Origin of the sequence: Burkholderia sp. 4NA327C6 (genome assembly GCF_005502655.1) — a bacterium.
GTDB classification, from domain to species: domain Bacteria; phylum Pseudomonadota; class Gammaproteobacteria; order Burkholderiales; family Burkholderiaceae; genus Burkholderia; species Burkholderia contaminans.
In genome coordinates this window covers 1-20,944 of the sequence record NZ_SCNZ01000081.1, presented here as the reverse complement: position 1 = coordinate 20,944, position 20,944 = coordinate 1, and the positions used below count along the sequence as shown (strand labels likewise).

The window sequence follows — 20,944 nt, the reverse complement described above, 5'->3', positions numbered from 1 at the left end:
GCGACCTCGCACGCTACCGGCACGACGGCAACATCGAGTTCCTCGGCCGCATCGATCACCAGATCAAGCTGCGCGGCCTGCGCATCGAACCCGGTGAAATCGAGGCGGCGCTGACGTCGCACCCGCTGGTCGATGCCGCCGTCGTCGCGCTGCGCGGCGTGGACGACGGCGCGAGACTGGTCGGATGGCTGTGCTCGTCGCACCCCGAAGCCGAACTGATCGAAGCGGTGCGCGGCCACCTGCGGCAGCGGCTGCCGGATTACATGGTGCCCTCCGCGTTCGTCGTCGTGAGCGCGTTCGAGCATCTGCCCAACGGCAAGCTCGATCGCACCAGGCTGCCCGAACCCGGCGACGGCCTGGACCACGTTGCGCCCGTCAACGCGCTCGAAGCGCAGTTGGCGGCCATCTGGCAGGAAGTGCTCGGCCAGGCGCGGATCAGCACGACCGCCAATTTCTTCGATCTGGGCGGCAATTCGCTGCTGGCGACGAAGGTCGTCGCGCGCATCCGGCGCGACCTGCATGCGAAGCTGGAAATCCGCAGCCTGTTCGCACTCCCCACCATCTCGAGCCTCGCGAAGCGCATCGCCGATACGCAGCCGATCGATTACGCGCCGGTGACGCCGCTGCCGGCGCAGGCAAGCTACGCGCTCTCTCCCGCACAGACGCGGCTGTGGGTCCAGGATCGTCTCCATGCGGCGCAAGCCGAGGGGCCGCTGCCCACGTCGCTGCTGTTCGAGGGCGTGCTGGACGTGGACGCGCTCGTGCGGGCGTTCCGCGCGTTGAGCGAGCGTCACGAGATACTGCGCACGCGTTTCGTGCTGGAAGGCAACCAGCCGGTCCAGCACGTGCTGCCGCCCGGCGAAGCCGCGTTCCCGGTCGAGATCGTGGATCTGCAGGATGCCGAGGACCGCGATGCCCAGGCGGCGTCGATCCAGGCGAGCGAACGGCTCGTGCCGATGGATCTCGCGACCGGCCCGCTGTTCCGCGTCAAGCTGCTGAGGCTCTCCGAAGTCCGTCACGTCTGCATTTGCACGATGCATCACATCGTGAGCGACGGCTGGTCCACGGAGGTACTGCTCGACGACCTGTCCGCGCTCTATGACGCATTCGTCCAGCGTCGCGACGATCCGCTGCCCGCCCTCCCGATCCAGTACAAGGATTACGCCGGCTGGCTGAACCGCCTGCTCGCCGGGCCGGAAGGCGCGCGCATGAAGGACTACTGGATGACCAAACTGGGCGGCGGCCTGCGCGCACTGGAACTGCCGGGCGACGTCGAGCAGCCGGCCGCCCCGAGCTGGAAATCCTGGCGATTCGACCTGCCCGCCGCCGAGACTGCGGCGCTGGAATCGCTCGGCAAGCGCCACGGCGCGACCTTGTTCATCGCGCTGCTGTCCGCCATCAAGGCGCTGTTCTACCGCCGCTCCGGCCAGGAGGACATCGTCGTCGGCACGCCGGTCGCGGGCCGCGAACTGCCCGAATTCGAGTCGCAGGTCGGCCCCTACCTGAACGTGCTGGCGCTGCGCGATCGCGTCGCGGGCGACGACCGGTTCGACACGCTGCTGACCCGGGTGCGGGACACCACGCTCGAAGCGTTCTCGCACCCGCTGTATCCGCTGGATCGCCTGCTCGACGAGCTGCACATCAAACGCGTGGCGGGACGCAATCCGCTCTTCGACATCGGCCTGACGCTGCAGAACCAGCGACACGGCCCCGTCGATCGCTACGCGGGGCAGGTGCATATCGCCGAGCTGCCGGACCACGACCCGCAGCGCGCGGACACGGAAGCCGCGACCGACTTCTGGTTCCTGGCCGAGCCGCACGCCGAGGGCCTCGCGATCCGCGTCGTCTATCACGCGGGGCGGTTCAGCGAAGCCCTGGTACAAGGCCTCGCGAACGAGCTGACGTCCGTCATCGGCGAGGTGCTCGCCAATCCGGGCGTTCGCGTCCGGAACCTGACCCTGGGACAACGCGCGCTGCACGCCGAAGCCCGCCAGCCCACCGTCGAACTCAGCGCATTCTAAGGAGCCTTCGTTGACTATTTCGTCCAGCACGCAGGTCTACCTGCGCCAAAACATCCAGTTCGAGCCGCTGATCAACAGCTGGTACGCGTGGTATCACACGCTTCCGCCGTTGACCGCCGCCCTCAACGTGGCGGAGCGGTTCCTGCCGCTGCTGAAGTCCTATGCCGCATCGCCGATGATGCATGCGGCGGCCTGCAAGGATCCCGCGATGCGCGGCGGGCCGTTCCTCGACCTGGGCGGCCAGCGCGTCGACGAAATCCGCGCGCTGATCGAGCAGACCACCCAACGCGCGACCCGGCAACTGGAACTGGCGAAGGCATACAAGGCGTTCTCCACGCTGCTGCTGGAACGGGCCACGGGGATGGCGTCGGACCCGCTCTACCCCGAGATTCCGGAGGTGCTGAAGGGCTATGTCGAGATCTACTACGACCTGAACCACAACCCGTCCTTCCGGGTGTTCGAAAGCCTGCTGTACGCGAGCCCGTTCTATGCGCGCGATGCGCAGAGCATCGCGCTGTCGGCGATCGAGGAGCACACGCCGCGGCCGTTCATCCTCAGCACGCCCCGGCTCCGCGACGAGCGCACGGTGTTCAGCAACATGGCCTTCGACGACCGCGCGCTCGACACGCTGTTCCGCATGCGCGACACGCCCGGCAGCTACGCGAAGATCGTCGACCTGATGCGCGTGGAGGAGAAGGACGAGCCGCTGTTCCGCTCGTTCTTCGTCGAGGAGGCGCCGGCGCCGAAACCGGATCGTTCGTTCGACGGCGACGACATCCGCATCCGCTACTACGGCCACGCGTGCGTGCTGATCCAGAGCCGGGGCGTGAGCATCCTGATCGATCCGGTGATCAGCTACGGCTACGACACCGCGCTGCCGCGCTATACGTTCGCCGACCTGCCGGACCAGATCGACTACGTGCTGATCACGCACAGCCATCACGATCACATCGTCCTCGAAACGCTGCTGCAGCTTCGCCACAAGGTCAAGACCGTGGTGGTCGGCAGGAATCTCGACGGCTTTCCGCAAGATCCGTCGATGGAGCTGGCGTTGCGCAAGCTCGGCTTCGACGACGTGCTGGAAGTTCGGGATGCGCAGGAAATCAAGGTGCCCGGCGGCGCCATCACCGCCATTCCGTTCATGGGCGAACACAACGACCTGGCGATCCACAGCAAGCAGAGCTTCATGATCCGCTTCGGCTCGCGCTCGGTGCTGTGCATCGCCGATTCGTGCAACCTGGACCCGCGCCTCTACGAGCATGTCTTCCGCCTCGCCGGCAAGCCGGACACCCTGTTCGTCGGGATGGAAACCGAGGGCGCGCCGCCGTCATGGGTCTACGGCCCGCTGTTTCCCAAGGCGCTGCCGCGCGACATCGATCAGTCACGCCGGGCACGCGGCTGCCAGTTCGGCGAGGCCGCCGCGCTGGTGGACGATTTCGCGTTCAACGCGGCGTACGTCTATGCGATGGGTCAGGAGCCCTGGCTGAACCACCTCCTCGACAACACCTTCGACGAAAACTCGCCCAGCCACATCCAGTCCACCCAGTTCGTCGCGCACTGCAAGGCCAAGGGCATCGCTTCCGAAATCCTGTACGCGACGAGGGAGATCGTGCTTTGTCAGAACTGAATCTCAACGCGCTCTCGACCAGCGGGCAATACCAGGAACACGTGGCGTTCTGGAACGACGCGCTCGGTCGCATCGATGAAGATTTCCGCCTTCAGCAGGCGTGGCAGGCGTATGCGCTGCCGCTCGGCCCCGAGCCGGCCCTGACGTTCGCGCTCGACGGCGACGCGGCGCAGGTGCTGGAGCGGCTCGCCGCCGGCAACGAGCTGGGCGCGTTCGTCGTGCTGCTGGCCGCGCTGTTCCGCGTGCTGGGGCGCTACGACGGCGCGGCCGGCCTGTTCGTGGCGTCGCCGCAGCTGATCGTCGAACCCGCGAGCGGCTGCGCCGAGCCCGTCCCGCTGCTCGACGCCGGCGAGCCCGGCCCCACGGTTCGCGCGTACCTGAACCAGCTGCGCGACAGCGTGCAGCGCAGCTATTCGTACCAGGATTTCCCGATCGCCGCCCTCGCGCACAAGCTGCATGGCGAACGGCGCGCGACCAACGTCGGCGTGCGCTTCGACGGCCTTCACGAAGCCTGGGCAGCGGCCGACTACGACCTGTCGATCGAGATCCGGCATCGGGAGCGCTACGAGATCGTGCTGACGGGCCGGCCGACGGTATTCACGCTGCACTATCTCCAGCATGTCGCACGGCACCTGCGCAACGTCGTGGCTGGCTTCGGCGCACTGGATGCGCCGCTCGACACCGTCTCGCTGCTCGACGACGAAGAGCGCGCGCGCCTGCGCTCGCATGCGGCGCCCGTCGCGGTACAGGGCACCTTCCTGGAGCAGTTCGCACAACGGGTCGCGGCCGCGCCGGACAGCGTCGCGGTGGTGACCGCCGACGCATCGCTGACCTATGCCGAACTCGACGACCAGGCATCCCGGCTGGCGAGCTTCCTGCTCGCGGAATACGCGATCGAACGCGGCGACGTGGTGGGCGTGGTGGCCGACCGTTCCGAGCGCTGGATCGTCGGCATGCTCGGCGCCCTCAAGGCGGGCGCGGTGTATCTGCCGCTCGACCCGGAATTTCCGCGGGAGCGGCTGCGCTTCATGATCGAGGACGCGAAGGTCAAGGCGCTGCTGACGCACTCGGAACACCTGCCGTTGCTCGCCGATTTCTGGGCGATCCCGATGTTCGCCCTCGACTTCCAGCTCGACACGCTGGCCCCCGCGTCGGCATCGGCGCCGGTCGAGGTGCGGCCGGACGATGCGGCGTACATCATCTATACGTCCGGCTCCACGGGCGTGCCCAAGGGCGTCGTGCTCGAACACGCAGGGCTCCTGAACATGGCGCAGTACCACGTGGACGCATTCGGTTTCGATGCCGCCGACCGCTTCGCCCAGTTCTACTCCCCGGGCTTCGACGGCTCGATCATGGAGATCTTCGTCACGCTGCTGGCGGGCGCCCGCCTGGTGCTGGCGAAGACCGCCGTGATCCGGGACGTGCCGCGTTTCGTCGACTACATCGCGCAACAGGGCGTCACCACCGTCAACGCGACGCCGGCCTATCTCGCCGCGCTCGACTGGCACGCGCTCGGCGCCGTGAAACGGGTCATCAGCGCGGGCGACAGCGCCCGCGTGGCGGATCTGCGCGAGCTGGCCCGGACCCGCACCTGCCACAACTCGTACGGCCCGACCGAGGCAACCGTGTGCATCGCGGACTACGTGGTCGACCCGGCCATCACCTACGGCGCCCGTCTGCCGGTGGGCCGCCCGATCCATAACACGCACCTGTACCTGCTCGACGAGCACGGGGCGCTGGCCCCCGAGGGCTGCACGGGCGAGATCTGCGTGTCCGGCATCGCGCTGGCGCGCGGCTATGTCGGCCGCGACGACCTGACGGCCGCCGCGTTCGTCGACCACCCGTTCGAGGCGGGCGAGCGCCTCTATCGCACCGGCGACCTCGGCGTCTGGCTGCCGGACGGCAACCTGGAAGTCACCGGGCGGCGCGACACGCAGGTGAAGATTCGCGGCTACCGGATCGAAATGGGCGAGATCGAGGCGGCGCTCAGGCAGCACGCCGGCGTCGCCGACGCGATCGTGTTCGTGCGCGAGGACACGCCGCAGCACAAGCAGCTGGTGGCCTGCGTCGCGACGGCGACGGCCAGCGTCGCCAGCCTGCGGGAACACCTGAAGGAACGCCTGCCCGAGTTCATGGTGCCGGCGTCGATCGTGACGCTCGAACGCCTGCCGCTGACGCCGAACGGCAAGCCCGACCGCAAGGCGCTCGCCGCGCTGGAACTGGCGCCCGCGCCGAGCGAAACCGCCTACGTCGCACCGGCCAATGACGTCGAGGCGCGCCTGGGCAGGATCTGGTGCGACGTGCTGGGCCGCGAGCCGATCGGCGTGCACGACAATTTCTTCGAACTGGGCGGCGACTCGATCCTGATCATCCAGGTGATGTCGCTGGCCCAGCAGGTCGGGCTCAAGTTCACCGCCGACCAGTTCTTCGCACACCCGACCATCGCCGAGCTCGCCCAGGTCGCGACGGAGGCGCCGTCGATCCGGATCGCGCAGGAGCCGGTGGTCGGCCCCGCCCCGCTGACGCCGATCCAGCACTGGTTCTTCGCGCAAGACGTCGCCGATCCGCACCACTACAACCAGTCGACGATGATCGAGGTACCCGCATCGCTGCGGCCGGACACGATCGAGCGCGCGCTGGCGGCCGTCGCGACGCATCACGACGCGCTGCGGCTGAGTTTCGCGTGCGTCGCCGGCGTGTGGCAGCAATCGCATGCCGCGCCGCCGCTGGCCATTCCGCTCGGCGTCACGTCGCTGGCGGACGCGGCGCCTGCCGCACGGCAGGCCGCGATGCTCGCGACCGCCACCGGCATGCAGGAAGGCTTCACGCTGTCGGCGCCGCCGCTGCTGCGCGCGCACCTCTTCCAGTTCGGTCCCGACGCGCCGCAGCGCCTGCTCGTGGTCGCGCATCACCTGGTGATCGACGGCGTGTCGTGGCGCATCCTGTTCGAAGACCTGTACACCGCATGCCGCCAGCTCGAAGCGGGCCACGCGGTACAGCTCCCGGCCAGGACGACGGCCTGGCGCGACTGGTCGACGCGCCTGTCCGGACTCGGCGCGACCGCGCTCGACGGCCTGGGGCTGGACTACTGGCTCCAGGGCAACGCCGGCGAGCCGGCGTGCTTCGACGACATGCCGGCCGGCACCGTCGCCGAAGCGGGCTCGACGATCGTCGAGTTCGATGCGCAGCAGACACTCGCGCTGTTGCAGGACGTGCCGCGTGCGTTCAACACGCAGATCAACGAAGTCCTGCTGACGGCCCTGCTGCTCGCGTTCGGCGACTGGACCGGCAACGCGTCGCTGGTCGTCGATCTCGAAGGCCACGGCCGCGAGGACGTTTTCGACGGCGTCGATACGTCGCGCACGATTGGCTGGTTCACCACCCACTATCCGGTGTGCCTGAACGCCGGCGACGCCACCGTGGCGGTCGACGCGCTGCGCCACGTCAAGGAGCAACTGCGCGCGGTCCCGATGCGCGGGCTCGGCTACGGCATCGCCCGCTACCTCGGCCACGACGCCGGCATCGCGGCGGCGCTCGAACGGCAGCCGCCGGCGCCGGTGCGCTTCAACTATCTCGGCCAGGTCGATCGCGTGCTGCCCGACGACACGGGCTGGAAGCCGGTGCTCGACTTCCAGAGCCCCGAGCACAGCCCGCGCGCACGTCGCGGCCACCTGTTCGAGATCGACGGGATGGTGTTCGACGGCCGTCTGCGCCTGACCTGGCGCTACAACCGCGAGGCCTGCGCACCCGGCGTCATCGAACAGCTGACGCAGTGCTACCGCAGCCGCCTGCTGTCGATCGTCGCGGCCAGCGGCGACGGCCCGCGCGCGCTGAGCCCGTCGGACTTTCCGGCCGCGCGCATCAGCCAGGAAGCGCTGGACGCCCTTGTCTCAAGGATCAAATCGTGACATCCCCCACCATCGCCGATATCTACGAGCTCTCCCCGATGCAGGAGGGGATGCTCTTTCATGCCGTGCACGAGCCCGGCTCGAGAAGCAGCTTCAACCAGCTCAGTTGCCGGATCACCGGCAGCCTCGATCCCGCGCTGTTTCATGCCGCGTGGCAGCAGCTCATCGATCGGCATCCGGTGATGCGCACGTCGTTCCATTGGGAGGAGTTCGACAAGCCCATGCAGGTCGTGCACGCGCACGCCACGCTGCCGTGGGTGCAGGACGACTGGCTCGACCTGCCGGAACACGAACAGCGCACACGGTGGCGCGCGCATCTCGACAACGACCTGGCCGAGGGCTTCGCGCTCGATCGCGCGCCGCTCGTGCGCTGTCGCCTGGTGCGCGTCGCCGCCGACGCCTACCTGTTCAGCTGGAGCCACCATCACATCCTGGCCGATGGCTGGTGCCTGTCGCTCGTCATCGAGGAGATCTTCGAGGTCTATGGCGCGCTCGCGCGCGGTGTGCCGCCGGCGCTCCCGCCGGTGCGCCCCTACCGCGACTATATCCAGTGGCTGCAGCAGCACGAGCCGCAAGCCGCGCAGCAATACTGGACGCGCTATCTCGAAGGGTTCCGCACGCCGACCCCGCTGCCCACGGCCGCGCGCGCGGGCGCGGGCGCGGACGAACGCTTCGGCCAGGGCCTCGCGCAAGTGCAGGCCGACCTGTCGGCCGACCTGAGCGCGCGCCTGCGGCAATTCGCGGCCCGCCATCACGTCACCCTCAATACCCTCGCGCAAGCGGCGTGGGCGCTCGTGCTGTCGCGTTACAGCGGGGAAACCGACGTGGTGTTCGGCGCCGTCGTGTCCGGGCGGGGCGCCAACCTGCCGGGGATCGAAACCATGCTCGGCCTGTTCATCAATACGGTGCCGGTGCGGGTGCGGGTCGACCCGAGGCAGCCGCTGGTGCCGTGGCTGAAGATGATCCAGGCGCGCGTGGCCGCCCGCGCGCCGTTCGAGCACACCCCGTTGCCCGACATTCAGCGCTGCAGCGACGTGCCGCCGACGGCGCCGCTGTTCGAGAGCAACATCACGTTCATGAATTACCCGCTCGACGCGTCGCTCACGCATGGCGCGCACGGGCTGGCGGTCGACGAGGTGCAGCTCTACAACCGCGCCGACATTCCGCTCGAATTCGTGGTGACGGCGCGCGACGACTGGAAGATGGAACTGTCGTTCGACCCGCGGCGCTTCGATGAAGACACGATGCAGCGGATGCTGGGCCACGTGGCCGCGACGCTCGACGCGTTCGCGGCCGATCCGAACCGGCTGCTCGGCCGCGTGCCGATCTTGCCCGACGCGGAACGCCGGCAGTTGCTGGAGACCTTCAACGACACCGCCGTGCCGTTCGACGCCGCGCTCACCGTGGTGCATCGCCTGGAGCAGGCCGCCGCGGACCACCCCGAGCGGCCCGCGGTCGAGTACCGGGATGGCGTCCTGAGCGCGGGCGAACTGAACGCGCGCGCCAACCGCATCGCGCACCGCCTGCTCGCCGCCGCCGACCTGGGCCCGGACGCGCTGGTCGCGATCTGCATGCACCGGTCCGCCCAGCTGATGGAGGCGATCCTCGCGGTCTGGAAGTGCGGCGCCGCCTACATTCCGGTCGACCCGAATTATCCGGTGGCCCGCATCCGCACCATCCTCGAGGATTCCGGCGCCGCCCTCGTGATCACCTGCGACGAGCTCCTGCCCCCGGAGCTGGCCGGGATCGCGCCGGTCGTGTCGCTCGACGCCGCCACCGACACCGTCGACGACACCAATCCCGGCCGCCCCGTGTCGCCCGACAGCCTCGCCTACGTGATCTACACGTCCGGCTCCACCGGCAAGCCCAAAGGCGCGATGGTCGAGCACGCCGGCATGCTGAATCACATGCTCGCCGAGATCGACGAGTTCTCGATCTCGGCGTCGTCGGTGATCGCGCAAACCGCGCCGCATTGCTTCGATATTTCGGTCTGGCAATTTTTCACGGCACCACTCGTCGGCGGCAAGACCGTGATCGTCGAGGACGACTGCATTCGCGATCCCGCGCGTTTCGTCGCGTACCTGGAAACCACCCGGATCAGCATCCTCGAACTGGTGCCGTCCTATCTGTCCGCCGTGCTCGAGCGCGCGTCGGAACGGCCGGCGATGATGCGGCACCTGCGGCACCTGCTCGTCACCGGCGAGATGGTCAGCCCGGCCCTGGTGAAGCAGTGGTTCGACGTGTTCCCGGCGATCCCGCTGGTGAACGCGTACGGCCCGGCCGAAGCGTCCGACGACGTCGCACAGCACCGCATGACGAGCGCGCCGTCCACGCCTTACGTACCGGTCGGCAAGCCGATCCGCAACGTTCGCCTCTACGTCGTCGACCCGCAGATGAACCTGTGCCCGATCGGGATTCCCGGCGAGCTGTGCGTGTCCGGCATCGCCGTCGGCCGCGGCTATCTGAACAACGAGGCCGCCACGCGGGACGCGTTCGTCGAGGATCCGTTCCATCCGGAGCGCGGCGTCCGCCTGTACCGCACCCGCGACATCGGCTGCTACCTGCCCGATGGAACGATCGTGCTCCACGGCCGCAAGGACCACCAGCTGAAGATCCGCGGCTACCGCATCGAGCTCGGGGAGATCGACAACGCGCTGGCCGCCATTCCGGAAATCCGCCAGGCCGCCGCGCTCGACTATCGCGACGAGGCCGGCCGCGCCGCGCTGTGCGCGTACGTCGCGTTCCGCGACGGCGCGTCGCTGAGCGACGCCGGGATCGCCGCCGCGTTGTCCGCCACGCTGCCGGACTACATGGTGCCCGGCATCTACGTGGTGCTCGACGCGCTGCCCCTGAGCGGCAACGGCAAGATCGACCGCAAGGCGCTGCCGCCGCTGGACCGCGCGCGACTCGCCGCCACGGCACACGCGCCGACGCCGCCCCGCACGCCCACCGAGACGCTGCTGTGCCGCATCTGGGGCGAAGCGCTGGGCATTCCGTCGCCCGGCATCCACGACAACCTCTTCGCGCTGGGCGGCGATTCGATTCTGAGCATGCGCATCGTGTCGCTGGCCGCGAAGGCGGGCCTGAAGCTCACCACCCGGCTCATCTTCCAGCATCCGACGGTGGCCGAACTCGCCGCCGTGGCGACGCGCGGCACCGTCGGCGCGGCGGCGTTCGTCGCGTCGTCCGGCCCGCTGCCGCTGACGCCCATCCAGAAGCGTTTCTTCGCGCAGAGCAAGCACGACCCGGACCAGTACAACCAGGCGGTCCTGCTCGACGTGCCGGCCGACCTCGATCCGGCCTTGCTGCGCCAGGCGCTGCGGCACGCGGTCAAATGGCATGACGCGCTGCGGCTGCGCTTTCGCGCGGGCGAGAGCGGCTGGACCCAGGAAGTCGTCGACGACCCGGAGATCCCCGTCGTCGTGTCCGACATTGCGCGCGACCAGCTCGCGGAATACGTCGCGCAGTCGCATGCGAGCCTGAATCTCGCGGACGGCCCCGTCGTGCGCGCGGACCTGTTCCGCGTCGACGAAGGCCGTTCGCTCCGCCTGCTGCTGGTCGCCCATCATCTGGTCGTCGACGGCGTGTCGTGGGGCGCGCTGCTCGAAACCGTGTACGACGCCTATACCCGCCTGCGCAACGGCAAGGCACCCGAATTCGCGGGCGGCAGCGCGACCTGGACCGCATGGACCCGGGCGATCTCGACCTGGGCCGGCTCCGGCGCCGCCGACGCCGACCTCGCCCATTGGCAGGCCCTCGCGCGTGCCGCCCTGCCCGGCCTGCCGCTCGATCGCGCTGCGCCTGCCGACGCCAATACCGTGTCGTCCGCCGAAACGATCGTGGTCGAGCTGGGCGAAGCCGCGACGACGGCCTTGCTGGGCGCCGCGCCCCGCGCCTACGACGCGCAGGTCAACGACGTGCTGCTCGCCGCGCTCGCGCGTGCCGTCAGCGACTGGAGCGGATGCGCCGACGTGTTGCTGGATCTCGAAGCGCACGGGCGCGAGGAACTGATCGACGCGCTCGACATCTCGCGCACGGTGGGCTGGTTTACGTCGGTCTTCCCGGTCTTGCTGACGGTCGATGCCGGTTCGCACGATCCGGCCGGCCTCGTCGCATCGGTCAGGACGCGGCTGCGCGCGGTGCCGAATGCGGGCATCACCTACGGCCTGCTGCAGGACCGGCTCGACGGCCCGCTTCCGCAGCCGCGACTGCAGTTCAACTACCTGGGCCAGACCGACCAGCTGTTCACCGCCGCACGCGACTGGAAACAGGCCGCGGAACCGAGCGGGGACGGCCGCCATGCGAACCAGCTGCGCGAGCACCTGCTCGACATCAACGCATACGTGACCGGCAACCGCCTGCACGTTGCGTGGGAATTCAGCCGGGCCTGTCACGACACGGACACCATCCTGCGCGTCGCGCAAGCCTACATCGCGGCGCTCGAAACCCTGGTCGCCGGCCACGCCGTCCCGTCCGCATCGACCCGGCCCGCGACCGCCTTTCCGCAGGCGCCGGCGTCGGTGAGGCCGGACGAGATCGCCGACGTCTACCCGCTGACGCCGACCCAGCAGGGCATGCTGTTCCACAGCCTGTACGAACCCGCGTCGGATGCGTACTTCAGCAGCCTGAATTTCGGTATCGACGGGGCGCTCGACGTCGAACGGTTCCGCCGCGCGTGGGAAACCGTGGCGCACCGGCACGACATCCTGCGTACGTCGTTTCACTGGGAAGACATCGAAAGCCCCGTGCAGGTCGTGCATCGCCGGATCGACTTGCCGTGGCACGACGAGGATCTGCGCGCGGCGTCCGCCGCGGAGGCCGAACAGCGCCGGGAAGCCTACGTGGCGCAAGACCGGGCGCGCGGCTTCGACTTTACCCGCGCGCCGCTGATGCGGCTCGCGCTGTTCCGCGTGGGCGAGCACGCATGGCGCTTCCACTGGAGCCATCACCACATCCTGCTCGACGGGTGGAGCTCCGCCCGGCTGCTGAGCGAAGTGGCCGCCGCCTATCAGGCGCCGCCGGCCGACGGCGCGCCGCAGCGGGACGCGCCGCCCGCCTTCGCCGATTACGTGCGCTGGCTGGCACGCCAGGACGACGACGACGCGCAACGTTTCTGGAAGACGAAGCTGGCGGATTTCCCGGCGACGACACCGCTCGTGCTGGGCCGCCCCGAACTCGACGGCACGGCCGTGCCGGGCGCCTACGTGGAAGAGCCGCTGCTGCTCTCCGAAAGCGACACGCAACGGCTCGTCGCGTTCGCGCAAACCAGCCGCCTCACCCTGAACACGCTCGCGCAGGGCGCATGGGCGCAGTTGCTGAGCCGCTACAGCGGCGAATCGGACGTCGTGTTCGGCACGATCGTTTCCGGTCGTCCGGCGTCGCTGCCGGCGTCGGACGAAATGGTCGGGCTGTTCATCAACACGCTGCCGGTGCGGGTGCGCATCGACGCGCGCCCGACTTCCGCGTGGCTGGCGCAATTGCAGATGGATCTCGCGCAGCAGGAGGACTATGCGCACTATCCGCTGGCCGACATCCAGAAATTCGCCGGCCTGCCGCCCGGCGTGCCGCTCTTCGAAAGCCTGCTCATCTTCCAGAACTATCCGGTGGAAGAAGCGCTGGCCGATGCGCTGCCCGGCCTGCGGATCGGCGCATTCGAGGTGTCCGATCCGAACAATTACCCGCTGACGCTGGTCGTGACGCCGGGCAAGCGCCTGTCGCTGCAGGTGCTGTACGACGACGGCCGGTTCGATCGCGACACGATCGTCCGCCTGCTGCGCCATGTCGAGACCCTGCTCACCGGCCTGGCCGGCGCGGAAGATCGCCCGAACCGCAGCGTGCCGCTTCTCGCTGCCGCCGAGCGGGACGCCATCCTGCTCGGCTGGAACGACACGTTCGCGCCGGTTCCGTCCGACCGGACGCTGCCCGAACTGATCGAGGCCGTCGCCGCCGCGCATCCCGAGCGCGTGGCGGTTCGCTGCGGCACGGAGGTTCGCACCTATCGTGACCTCGTCGAAGGCGCCAACCGGATCGCCGCGCATCTCCTGCAGACGGCGCCGCTGCAGCCGGACGACCGGATCGCCGTCTGGATGCCGCGCTCGCCGCTGATGCTGGAAACGATCCTGGCCATCTGGAAGTGCGGCGCGGCGTACGTGCCGATCGATCCGGCCTACCCGGCCCAGCGGGTCGAGACCCTCCTGACGCTGGCGCGGCCGGCCGTCATCGTCACGACGGACTGCGTGCCGCCGCCGGCGCTGGCGTCGATCCCGCTGGTCGATCCGGCCCGCCTGCCCGACCATCGCGGTGCCGAAGCGCCGACGCCCGTGACGCCGCGCTGCCGGCCCTCGGACCTCGCCTACGTGATCTTCACGTCGGGTTCGACCGGCCAGCCGAAGGGCGCGATGGTCGAACATCGCGGCATGCTCAATCACGTGCTAGCGATGGCGCGCCGGGTCGGGCTCGGCGCGCAGAGCGCGGTCGCCCAGACTGCTTCGCACTGCTCCGATATTTCGGTCTGGCAGTGCTTCGCGGCGCTGGTGTCGGGCGGCACGACGGTGATCTATCCCGATGCCGTGATCCTCGAACCCGCGCGCCTGATCGACAGCCTGCACCGCGACCGCGTCACGGCGATGCAATTCGTACCGTCCTATCTCGCGACCTTTCTCGGCGAACTGGAACGGCACGCGGCACCGGCCTTCCCGCACCTCGACACGCTGCTGACGATCGGCGAAACGCTGCAGCCCGCCACCGCGCAAGCCTGGTTCCGCCTGAATCCGGCCGTCCGGCTCATCAACGCCTACGGGCCGACCGAAGCGTCGGACTCCGTCGCGCATTACAGCCTGACGCGCGCGCCGGATGGGCCGGCGATTCCGATCGGCCGGCCGATCGAGAACCTGCGCCTCTACGTCGTGGACGCCGACATGAATCCGTGCCCGGCCGGCGTCAAGGGCGAGATCTGCATCGGGGGCGTCGGCGTCGGGCGCGGCTACCTGTTCGACGAAGCCCGCACCCGGGCGGTGTTCCGCGACGATCCGTTCAGTCCGGAACCGGGCGCGCGCCTGTATCGCACCGGCGACATCGGCTGCTTCGGGGCGGACGGCAATCTGCACTTCTTCGGCCGCCGCGACTTCCAGGTCAAGATCCGTGGCTATCGCATCGAGCTCGGGGAAATCGAAGCCGCGCTGACCGGTCTCGCGGGCATCTCCCACGCCGTGGTGGTCGCCCGGGAAACGTCGGATGCCGAAATGACCCTGTGCGGCTACGTATCGGGATCCGGCTGGACGCCCCAGCGCTTGCGCGACGCACTGCGCGACGCGCTGCCGGCGCACATGGTGCCCGACACCATGATGCTGCTGCCGGCGCTGCCCGTCATGCCGAACGGCAAGATCAACCGCGCCGCGCTGCCGCTGCCGGAAGCCGCGTCCGTGCCCGACGGCGTGCGGGCCGAACCGCGCACGCCGGTCGAAGCGGCGCTGCTGCGCCTGTTCGCCGAGGTCCTCGGCCGCCGGCCGAACGGCGTCGACGACGATTTCTTCGAGCACGGCGGCCAAAGCCTCAAGGCGATCCAGATGGTCAGCCGGATCCGGCGCGAACTGAAACTGGACGTCGCGGTCGCCGACATCTTCCATGCGCCGACGCCGCGCGCGCTCGCACGGAGGCTGGCTGCCATGCCCGTCGACGGCGCCGCCGACGACGACGCGATCATTCCGGCGCTGGCCGCACAACCGTCCTACGCGGTGTCTCGTGCACAGAAGCGGATCTGGCTCGCCAGCCGCGGCGCGGATCCGTCCACGTACAACATGGCGGGCGCGCTGCAGCTGGACGGCGCCGTCGACACGGTGCGCCTCGTCCGTGCGTTCGACATGCTGGTCGATCGCCACGAGAGCCTGCGCACCGTGTTCGCGATGATCGAAGGCGAGTTGCGGCAACGCATCCTCAGCCGCGAAGCGTCCGGATTCCGGGTCGAGCAGCGCGATCTCGCGGACGATGCGGGCCCGCAAGCGATCGATGCGCTGATTCGCGCGGAAAGCGAGCAGCCGTTCGATCTCGCGTCGGGCCCGCTCTTTCGCGTCAAGCTGGTGCGGCTCTCGCAGGAGAAGCATCTGCTGTTGCTGAACATGCACCACGTGATCTCGGATGCATGGTCGATCCGCGTGCTGACCGACGACCTGCATGCGCTGTATGCGGGACGCGACCTGCCGCCGCTGTCGATCCAGTATCGCGACTACGCCGCGTGGCACAACGCGAGCCTCGCGGGTCCGCGCGCCGCCGCGCATCGCGCGTACTGGCTCGAGCAACTGGCGCCGCCGCTGCCCCGCCTGCAACCGGCATCCGACTTCCCGCGTCCCGAGCGGCTCGGTCATGCCGGGCAGACGCTCGAAGTCGAACTGCCGCAGCCGCACGCGGCGGATCTCGCGACGCTCGCCCGCGCTCACCATACGTCGCTCCACGCGGTGCTGCTGGCGTCGTTCTGCGTGCTGATGCACCGCTATACGGGGCGTGAGGACATCGTCATCGGCAGCGTGTCGGCCGGACGCGACAGCGAGCAGCTCGAGTCGCAGGTCGGCGTGTACCTCAACACCGTCGTGCTGCGCGTGCCGGTGCGGAAATCCGCGACGGTCGCGGAGGTGATCGACGGGGTGGCGAAAGCCTCCGCGCAAGCGCTGGAGCATGCGTCCTATCCGTTCGACGTGTTGCTGGAAGACCTGAAGATCCGCACGCCGGCGAACCATTTCCCGATCTTCGACATTCAGGTGAACCACGTTTCGATGCCGACGCCGCAGCCCGGCCTGCGCATCACGGACATCTCGCCGGCGGACACGACGGCCAAGTTCGACCTGTCCTTCCAGGTCGTGGAAAGCGAAGGCCGGCACCTGATCCAGTTCATCTACAACACCCACCTGTTCCGCCCGTCGACCATCGCCGCGATGCGCGATCGACTGCTTGCGATCCACGACGTCTTCCGTCGCGATCCGGCCACGCCGGTCGATCGCATCCCGCTCTCCGACGACGCGCCCGCCGCCGGCCCGAGGGTCCGGGTCGGCCTGCGCCTGAAGCGCGCGCCCGCGGTCACGGCCGACGACGCGCTCGAGGAGAAGACGTGATGCGCGCCCGCCGGGGTTCGGGCGGCGCGCGCCGTGCGCGCCGCTTCGGGTTGTTTCAGGTGAACACAACGTCTCAAGGAGTTTCCCGTGCAAGACAATAACGTGCTGGTCACCGACCATCGCTATGCAGCCACCGCGCGTTTCTGGCGCGAAAGCCTTTCCCGGGTCGCCGGCGTGTACGGAATCGCGGCGTACGCCCCGAGCCAGCAGCCGGGCCGCCAGCTGTCCCGCTCGGTGCGGCTCACGCCCGCGTCGCTCGACCTGTTGCGGCGCATCGGCGACGGCGAGCTTGCCGAATTCGCCGTCACGGCGGCGGGCATCGCGTTCCTGCTCTGGAAATACTTCCGGATTCCGGTCACGGTGCTCGGCACGCCGGGGCTGGCCGGGCATCCGTCGGCCCGGGCCGCCATCGTTCCGCTGATCATCGAGGTCCGCCCCGACGAGCGCATCGAGGACTACCTGTCGCGCGTGGCCGGGATCGTGGAAGACAGCTACGCCGAGCCTCGATTCCCGCTGGAAACGCTCGTGCGCAACGAAAAGGACATGGCGCTCGCGCAGCTCACGAAAGTCGCGCTGGCGGACGACCGCGTGCACCACGCACCGACCGGTCGGGACGACGATCTGCAGTTGCACCTGCGGCTCGCGCGCGGCGAAATCGAGCTTCGTTACAGCGGGGCCATCGAGCCTTTCATCATCGACGGTTTCGCCGGCAGCCTCGCCGCGGTGCTGGAGGCATTCGAACACCTCGACGGGGCCGTCGGCGACATCGAAGCGGCCCCGCCGGAAGAGGGCCCGCTGCTGGCCGCGTTCAACGAAACCGCGACGGCCGGCCCCAGCCATCCGACGGTCGTCGCCATGTTCGAAGCCCAGGTCGCACGCACGCCGACGGCGCCGGCCCTGGTCACCGACAGTTCGCTGATGACCTACGCCGACCTGAACGCCCGGGCCAACAGCCTCGCGCATCACTTGCGCGAACACCACGGCGTCGGGCCGGAATCGCTGGTCGGCATCATGCTCGACCGTTCCGAATGGATGATCGTCGCGATTCTCGGCATCCTGAAGGCGGGGGCGGCGTTCGTTCCGCTGGACCCCGCGTATCCGGCCGAGCGGATCAATCACATCCTCGGCGACACCGGCCTGTCGCTGCTGGTGACCGAATCGAGTCAGCTCGCGCAGTGGTATGAATTCTCCGGCGTGACGCTGCTGCTGGACCAGGAACTCCCCGGCTGGGCGCCGCTGCCGGACAACCCGCCGCACCGTGCCGAACCGGCGCACCTGGCCTACGTGCTCTACACGTCGGGCTCGACCGGGAAACCCAAAGGCTGCCTGCTCGAACACCGGAACCTGGCCCACTACATCGCGTGGGCCGCCGCGTATTACTTTCCGGAAAGCACGACCGGCAGTTTCGGCCTGTACAGCTCGCTCTGCTTCGACTTCACGCTCACCAACATCTTCTGCCCGCTGGTGCGCGGCAAGACGCTGCGCATCTATCCGCAGTCGGAAAGCATCGACACCATCCTGGCCCGGATGTTCCAGCCCGGTAGCGGCGTCGACACCCTCAAGCTCACGCCCACCCACATTCACCTGCTGGAATACATGAACCTGGCACGCTCCGGCGTGCGCAAGGTGATCGTGGGCGGCGAGGAACTGACGCCCCAGCACATCGCCACGCTGCGCAAGATCGATCCCGCGATCGAAATCTACAACGAGTACGGTCCCACCGAGGCGACGGTCGGCTGCATCGTCGAGCGCGTCGAGGACGCGCCGCCCACGGTGCTGATCGGCCGCCCCATCGCCGACACCCGGGTGTACATGCTCGACGACGCGCTGCGGCCGGTTCCGCTCGGCGTGCCAGGGGAAATCTGCCTCGCCGGCGCCGGCCTTGCACGCGGCTACCATCAGCGGCCCGACGTCACCGCCGCGAAATTCGTCGAGCATCCGTTTCCCGGCGAAGCGCGCATCTATCGCACCGGCGACATCGGCCGGTGGCTGCCCGACGGACGTATCCAGTGCTACGGACGCGTCGACCACCAGGTCAAGATCCGCGGGCACCGTGTCGAACTCGGCGAGATCGAGGCCGCGATCGCCGCGCACGAGGACGTCGTCGGCGCCGCGGTCATGCTGCGCGAATCCGCCCACGGGGTGCGCAAGCTGGCGGCCTACGTCAAGGGCGCCGCGAGCCTGAGCGTGCCGGACCTGCGGGCCTACCTGGCCGGGAAGCTGCCGGACTACATGGTCCCGTCCGACATCATCCCGATCGCCGAATTCCCGCTCAACGCCAACGGCAAGCTGGATCGCCCGGCGCTCCTGGCCCTGGAGCCCGCCGCCGCGCCCGAGGAAGCCCCTCTCGACGCCACGCCGATTCAGCGCGAACTGGTGCGCATCTGGCGCGACGTGCTCGACAATCCGGCCGTCGATCTCACCGGCCGCTTCTTCGACTACGGCGGCGATTCGCTGCAAGCCATGCAGCTGGTCTCGCGGATCTGGAGCAGCTTCTCCGTCGAGATCGGCATCGACGCGATCTTCGAACTCCAGACCATCGGCGCTGTGTCCGACCTGATCGAAGCGTCGTCGCCCCACCCCGGTTCGACGGCCGGCGCCATCCTGCCCCGCTCGCGCGCGAACGACCTGCCGCTGTCCTTTCCGCAGCAGCGGCTGTGGTTCCTCGCGCAACTGGAAGGCCCGTCGGCCACCTACAACATCTCGAGCGCGCTGCGCTTCGAAGGCGAACTCGACGTCGCGCGCCTGCGGTTTGCCGTGTCCGAGATCAGCCGGCGTCACGAGATCCTGCGCACGACGTTTCCCGCCGTCGACGGCCGCGGGGTTCAACGCATCGCGCCGCCGGCGCCGGTCGCGCTCGACGTCGTCGACGTCGCCAGCGAATCCGACACGCTCGCGCTGCTCGCGGAGAAAGCCGACCGCCCGTTCGATCTCGCCGCCGGGCCGCTCTGTCGCGTCGTGCTGTATCGCGTCCATGAGCGCCTGCACGTCTTCGGCATCGTGATGCATCACATCGTCTCCGATGCATGGTCGTCAGGCATCCTCATCGGCGAGCTGGCCGCGCTCTATGCCGGCGAGTCGCTGCCGGAACTGACCGTGCAGTACGCGGACTACGCCGTGTGGCAGCACGAGCGCCTGGCGTCCGCCGACACGCATCGGGAACTGGCGCTCCTGAGCGCCGCGCTGTCGGACGCGCCGGACCTGATCGAACTGCCCACCGACCGCCCCCGGCCCGCCGTCCAGCAGTTCCGCGGCGCGGTCCTGCCGTTCCAGCTGAGCAGCGAACGCGCCGACGGCCTGCGCGCGCTTGCCCGTGCGTCCGGCACCAGCACGTTCATGGTCGTGCTCGCCGCGTATGCGCTGCTCCTGTCGCGATACAGCAACCAGCAGGACCTCGTCATCGGCTCCCCGATCGCCAATCGGCGTTCCAGCATGACCGAGCCGCTGATCGGCTTCTTCGCGAACATGCTCGCGCTGCGCGTGGACCTGTCGGGCAATCCGACCTTCGGCGAACTGCTGGCGCGCGTGAAGCGCGTCGCGCTGGACGGCTACAGCCGCCAGGAGATTCCGTTCGAGCAGGTGGTGGACTCGCTCGAGCTCGAACGCAACCTGGGCCGCACGCCGGTGTTCCAGGTCGTGTTCGCGTACGAGAAAGCGCAATCCCGGGCGGTGAGCTTCCCCGGTCTCGTGGCCACGCCGGTGGCGGTGGAGACCCACACCGCGAAGTTCGACCTCACGCTTCATGTTCAGGATGCCGACGACGGCCTCGCGGGCTCGCTGGAATACAACCTGGATCTGTTCGACGCCGCCACGATCGATCGCATGGCGGAACACTTCCGCACGCTCGTCGATGCCGTGATCGCCGATCCGGACCGGCCGCTCGGTGCGCTGTCGTTGTCGAATGACACGGAGCGGAACCTGCTGACCGTCGAGTGGAACCGCACCGACACGGATTTCGGCGAGGACGCCGCACAACCGCTGCATCGCCTGTTCGAGCAGCAGGTCGAGCGCACGCCCGATGCCATCGCTGTCGTCTTCGATGACCAGGCGCTCACCTACGCCGAACTCAACCTGCGCGCCAACCGCCTCGCCCACCACCTCATCGCGCTCGGCGTCGGCCCCGACGCACTCGTCGGCGTCGCCATGGAGCGCTCCCTCGACATGAGCGTCGCATTGCTCGCGATCCTCAAGGCCGGCGGCGCCTACGTCCCCGTCGACCCCGACTACCCCGCCGAGCGCGTGCGCTTCATGATCGACCACGCGCAGTTGCGCTGGCTCCTCACCCAG

5 protein-coding genes are annotated in these 20,944 nt (G+C 68.9%); all 5 read left to right on the top strand.

Annotation, left to right across the window (positions count from 1 at the left end):
• Window positions 1-2,021, top strand: a 2,021-nt coding sequence (locus FFS49_RS40000; protein ID WP_249362262.1) for a condensation domain-containing protein, incomplete at its 5' end; no start/stop codon positions are given.
• A 10-nt stretch (window positions 2,022-2,031) separates the two neighbouring features.
• Complete coding sequence (locus FFS49_RS39995; RefSeq protein WP_105818477.1) at window positions 2,032-3,648, top strand: MBL fold metallo-hydrolase; 1,617 nt, start codon at window positions 2,032-2,034, stop codon at window positions 3,646-3,648.
• Window positions 3,636-7,556 carry a non-ribosomal peptide synthetase gene (locus FFS49_RS39990; RefSeq protein WP_105818476.1) on the top strand — a complete coding sequence of 1,307 codons (3,921 nt, stop codon included), beginning with the start codon at window positions 3,636-3,638 and terminating at the stop codon, window positions 7,554-7,556. Before FFS49_RS39995 ends, FFS49_RS39990 begins: the two co-directional genes overlap by 13 nt.
• Window positions 7,553-16,657, top strand: coding sequence for a non-ribosomal peptide synthetase (locus tag FFS49_RS39985; protein WP_105818475.1), 9,105 nt, complete (start codon window positions 7,553-7,555; stop codon window positions 16,655-16,657). The genes FFS49_RS39990 and FFS49_RS39985 overlap by 4 nt, the downstream gene beginning before the upstream one ends.
• 87 nt (window positions 16,658-16,744) lie before the next feature.
• On the top strand, window positions 16,745-20,944 hold a 4,200-nt coding region (locus FFS49_RS39980), incomplete at its 3' end, for a non-ribosomal peptide synthetase (protein ID WP_137951065.1).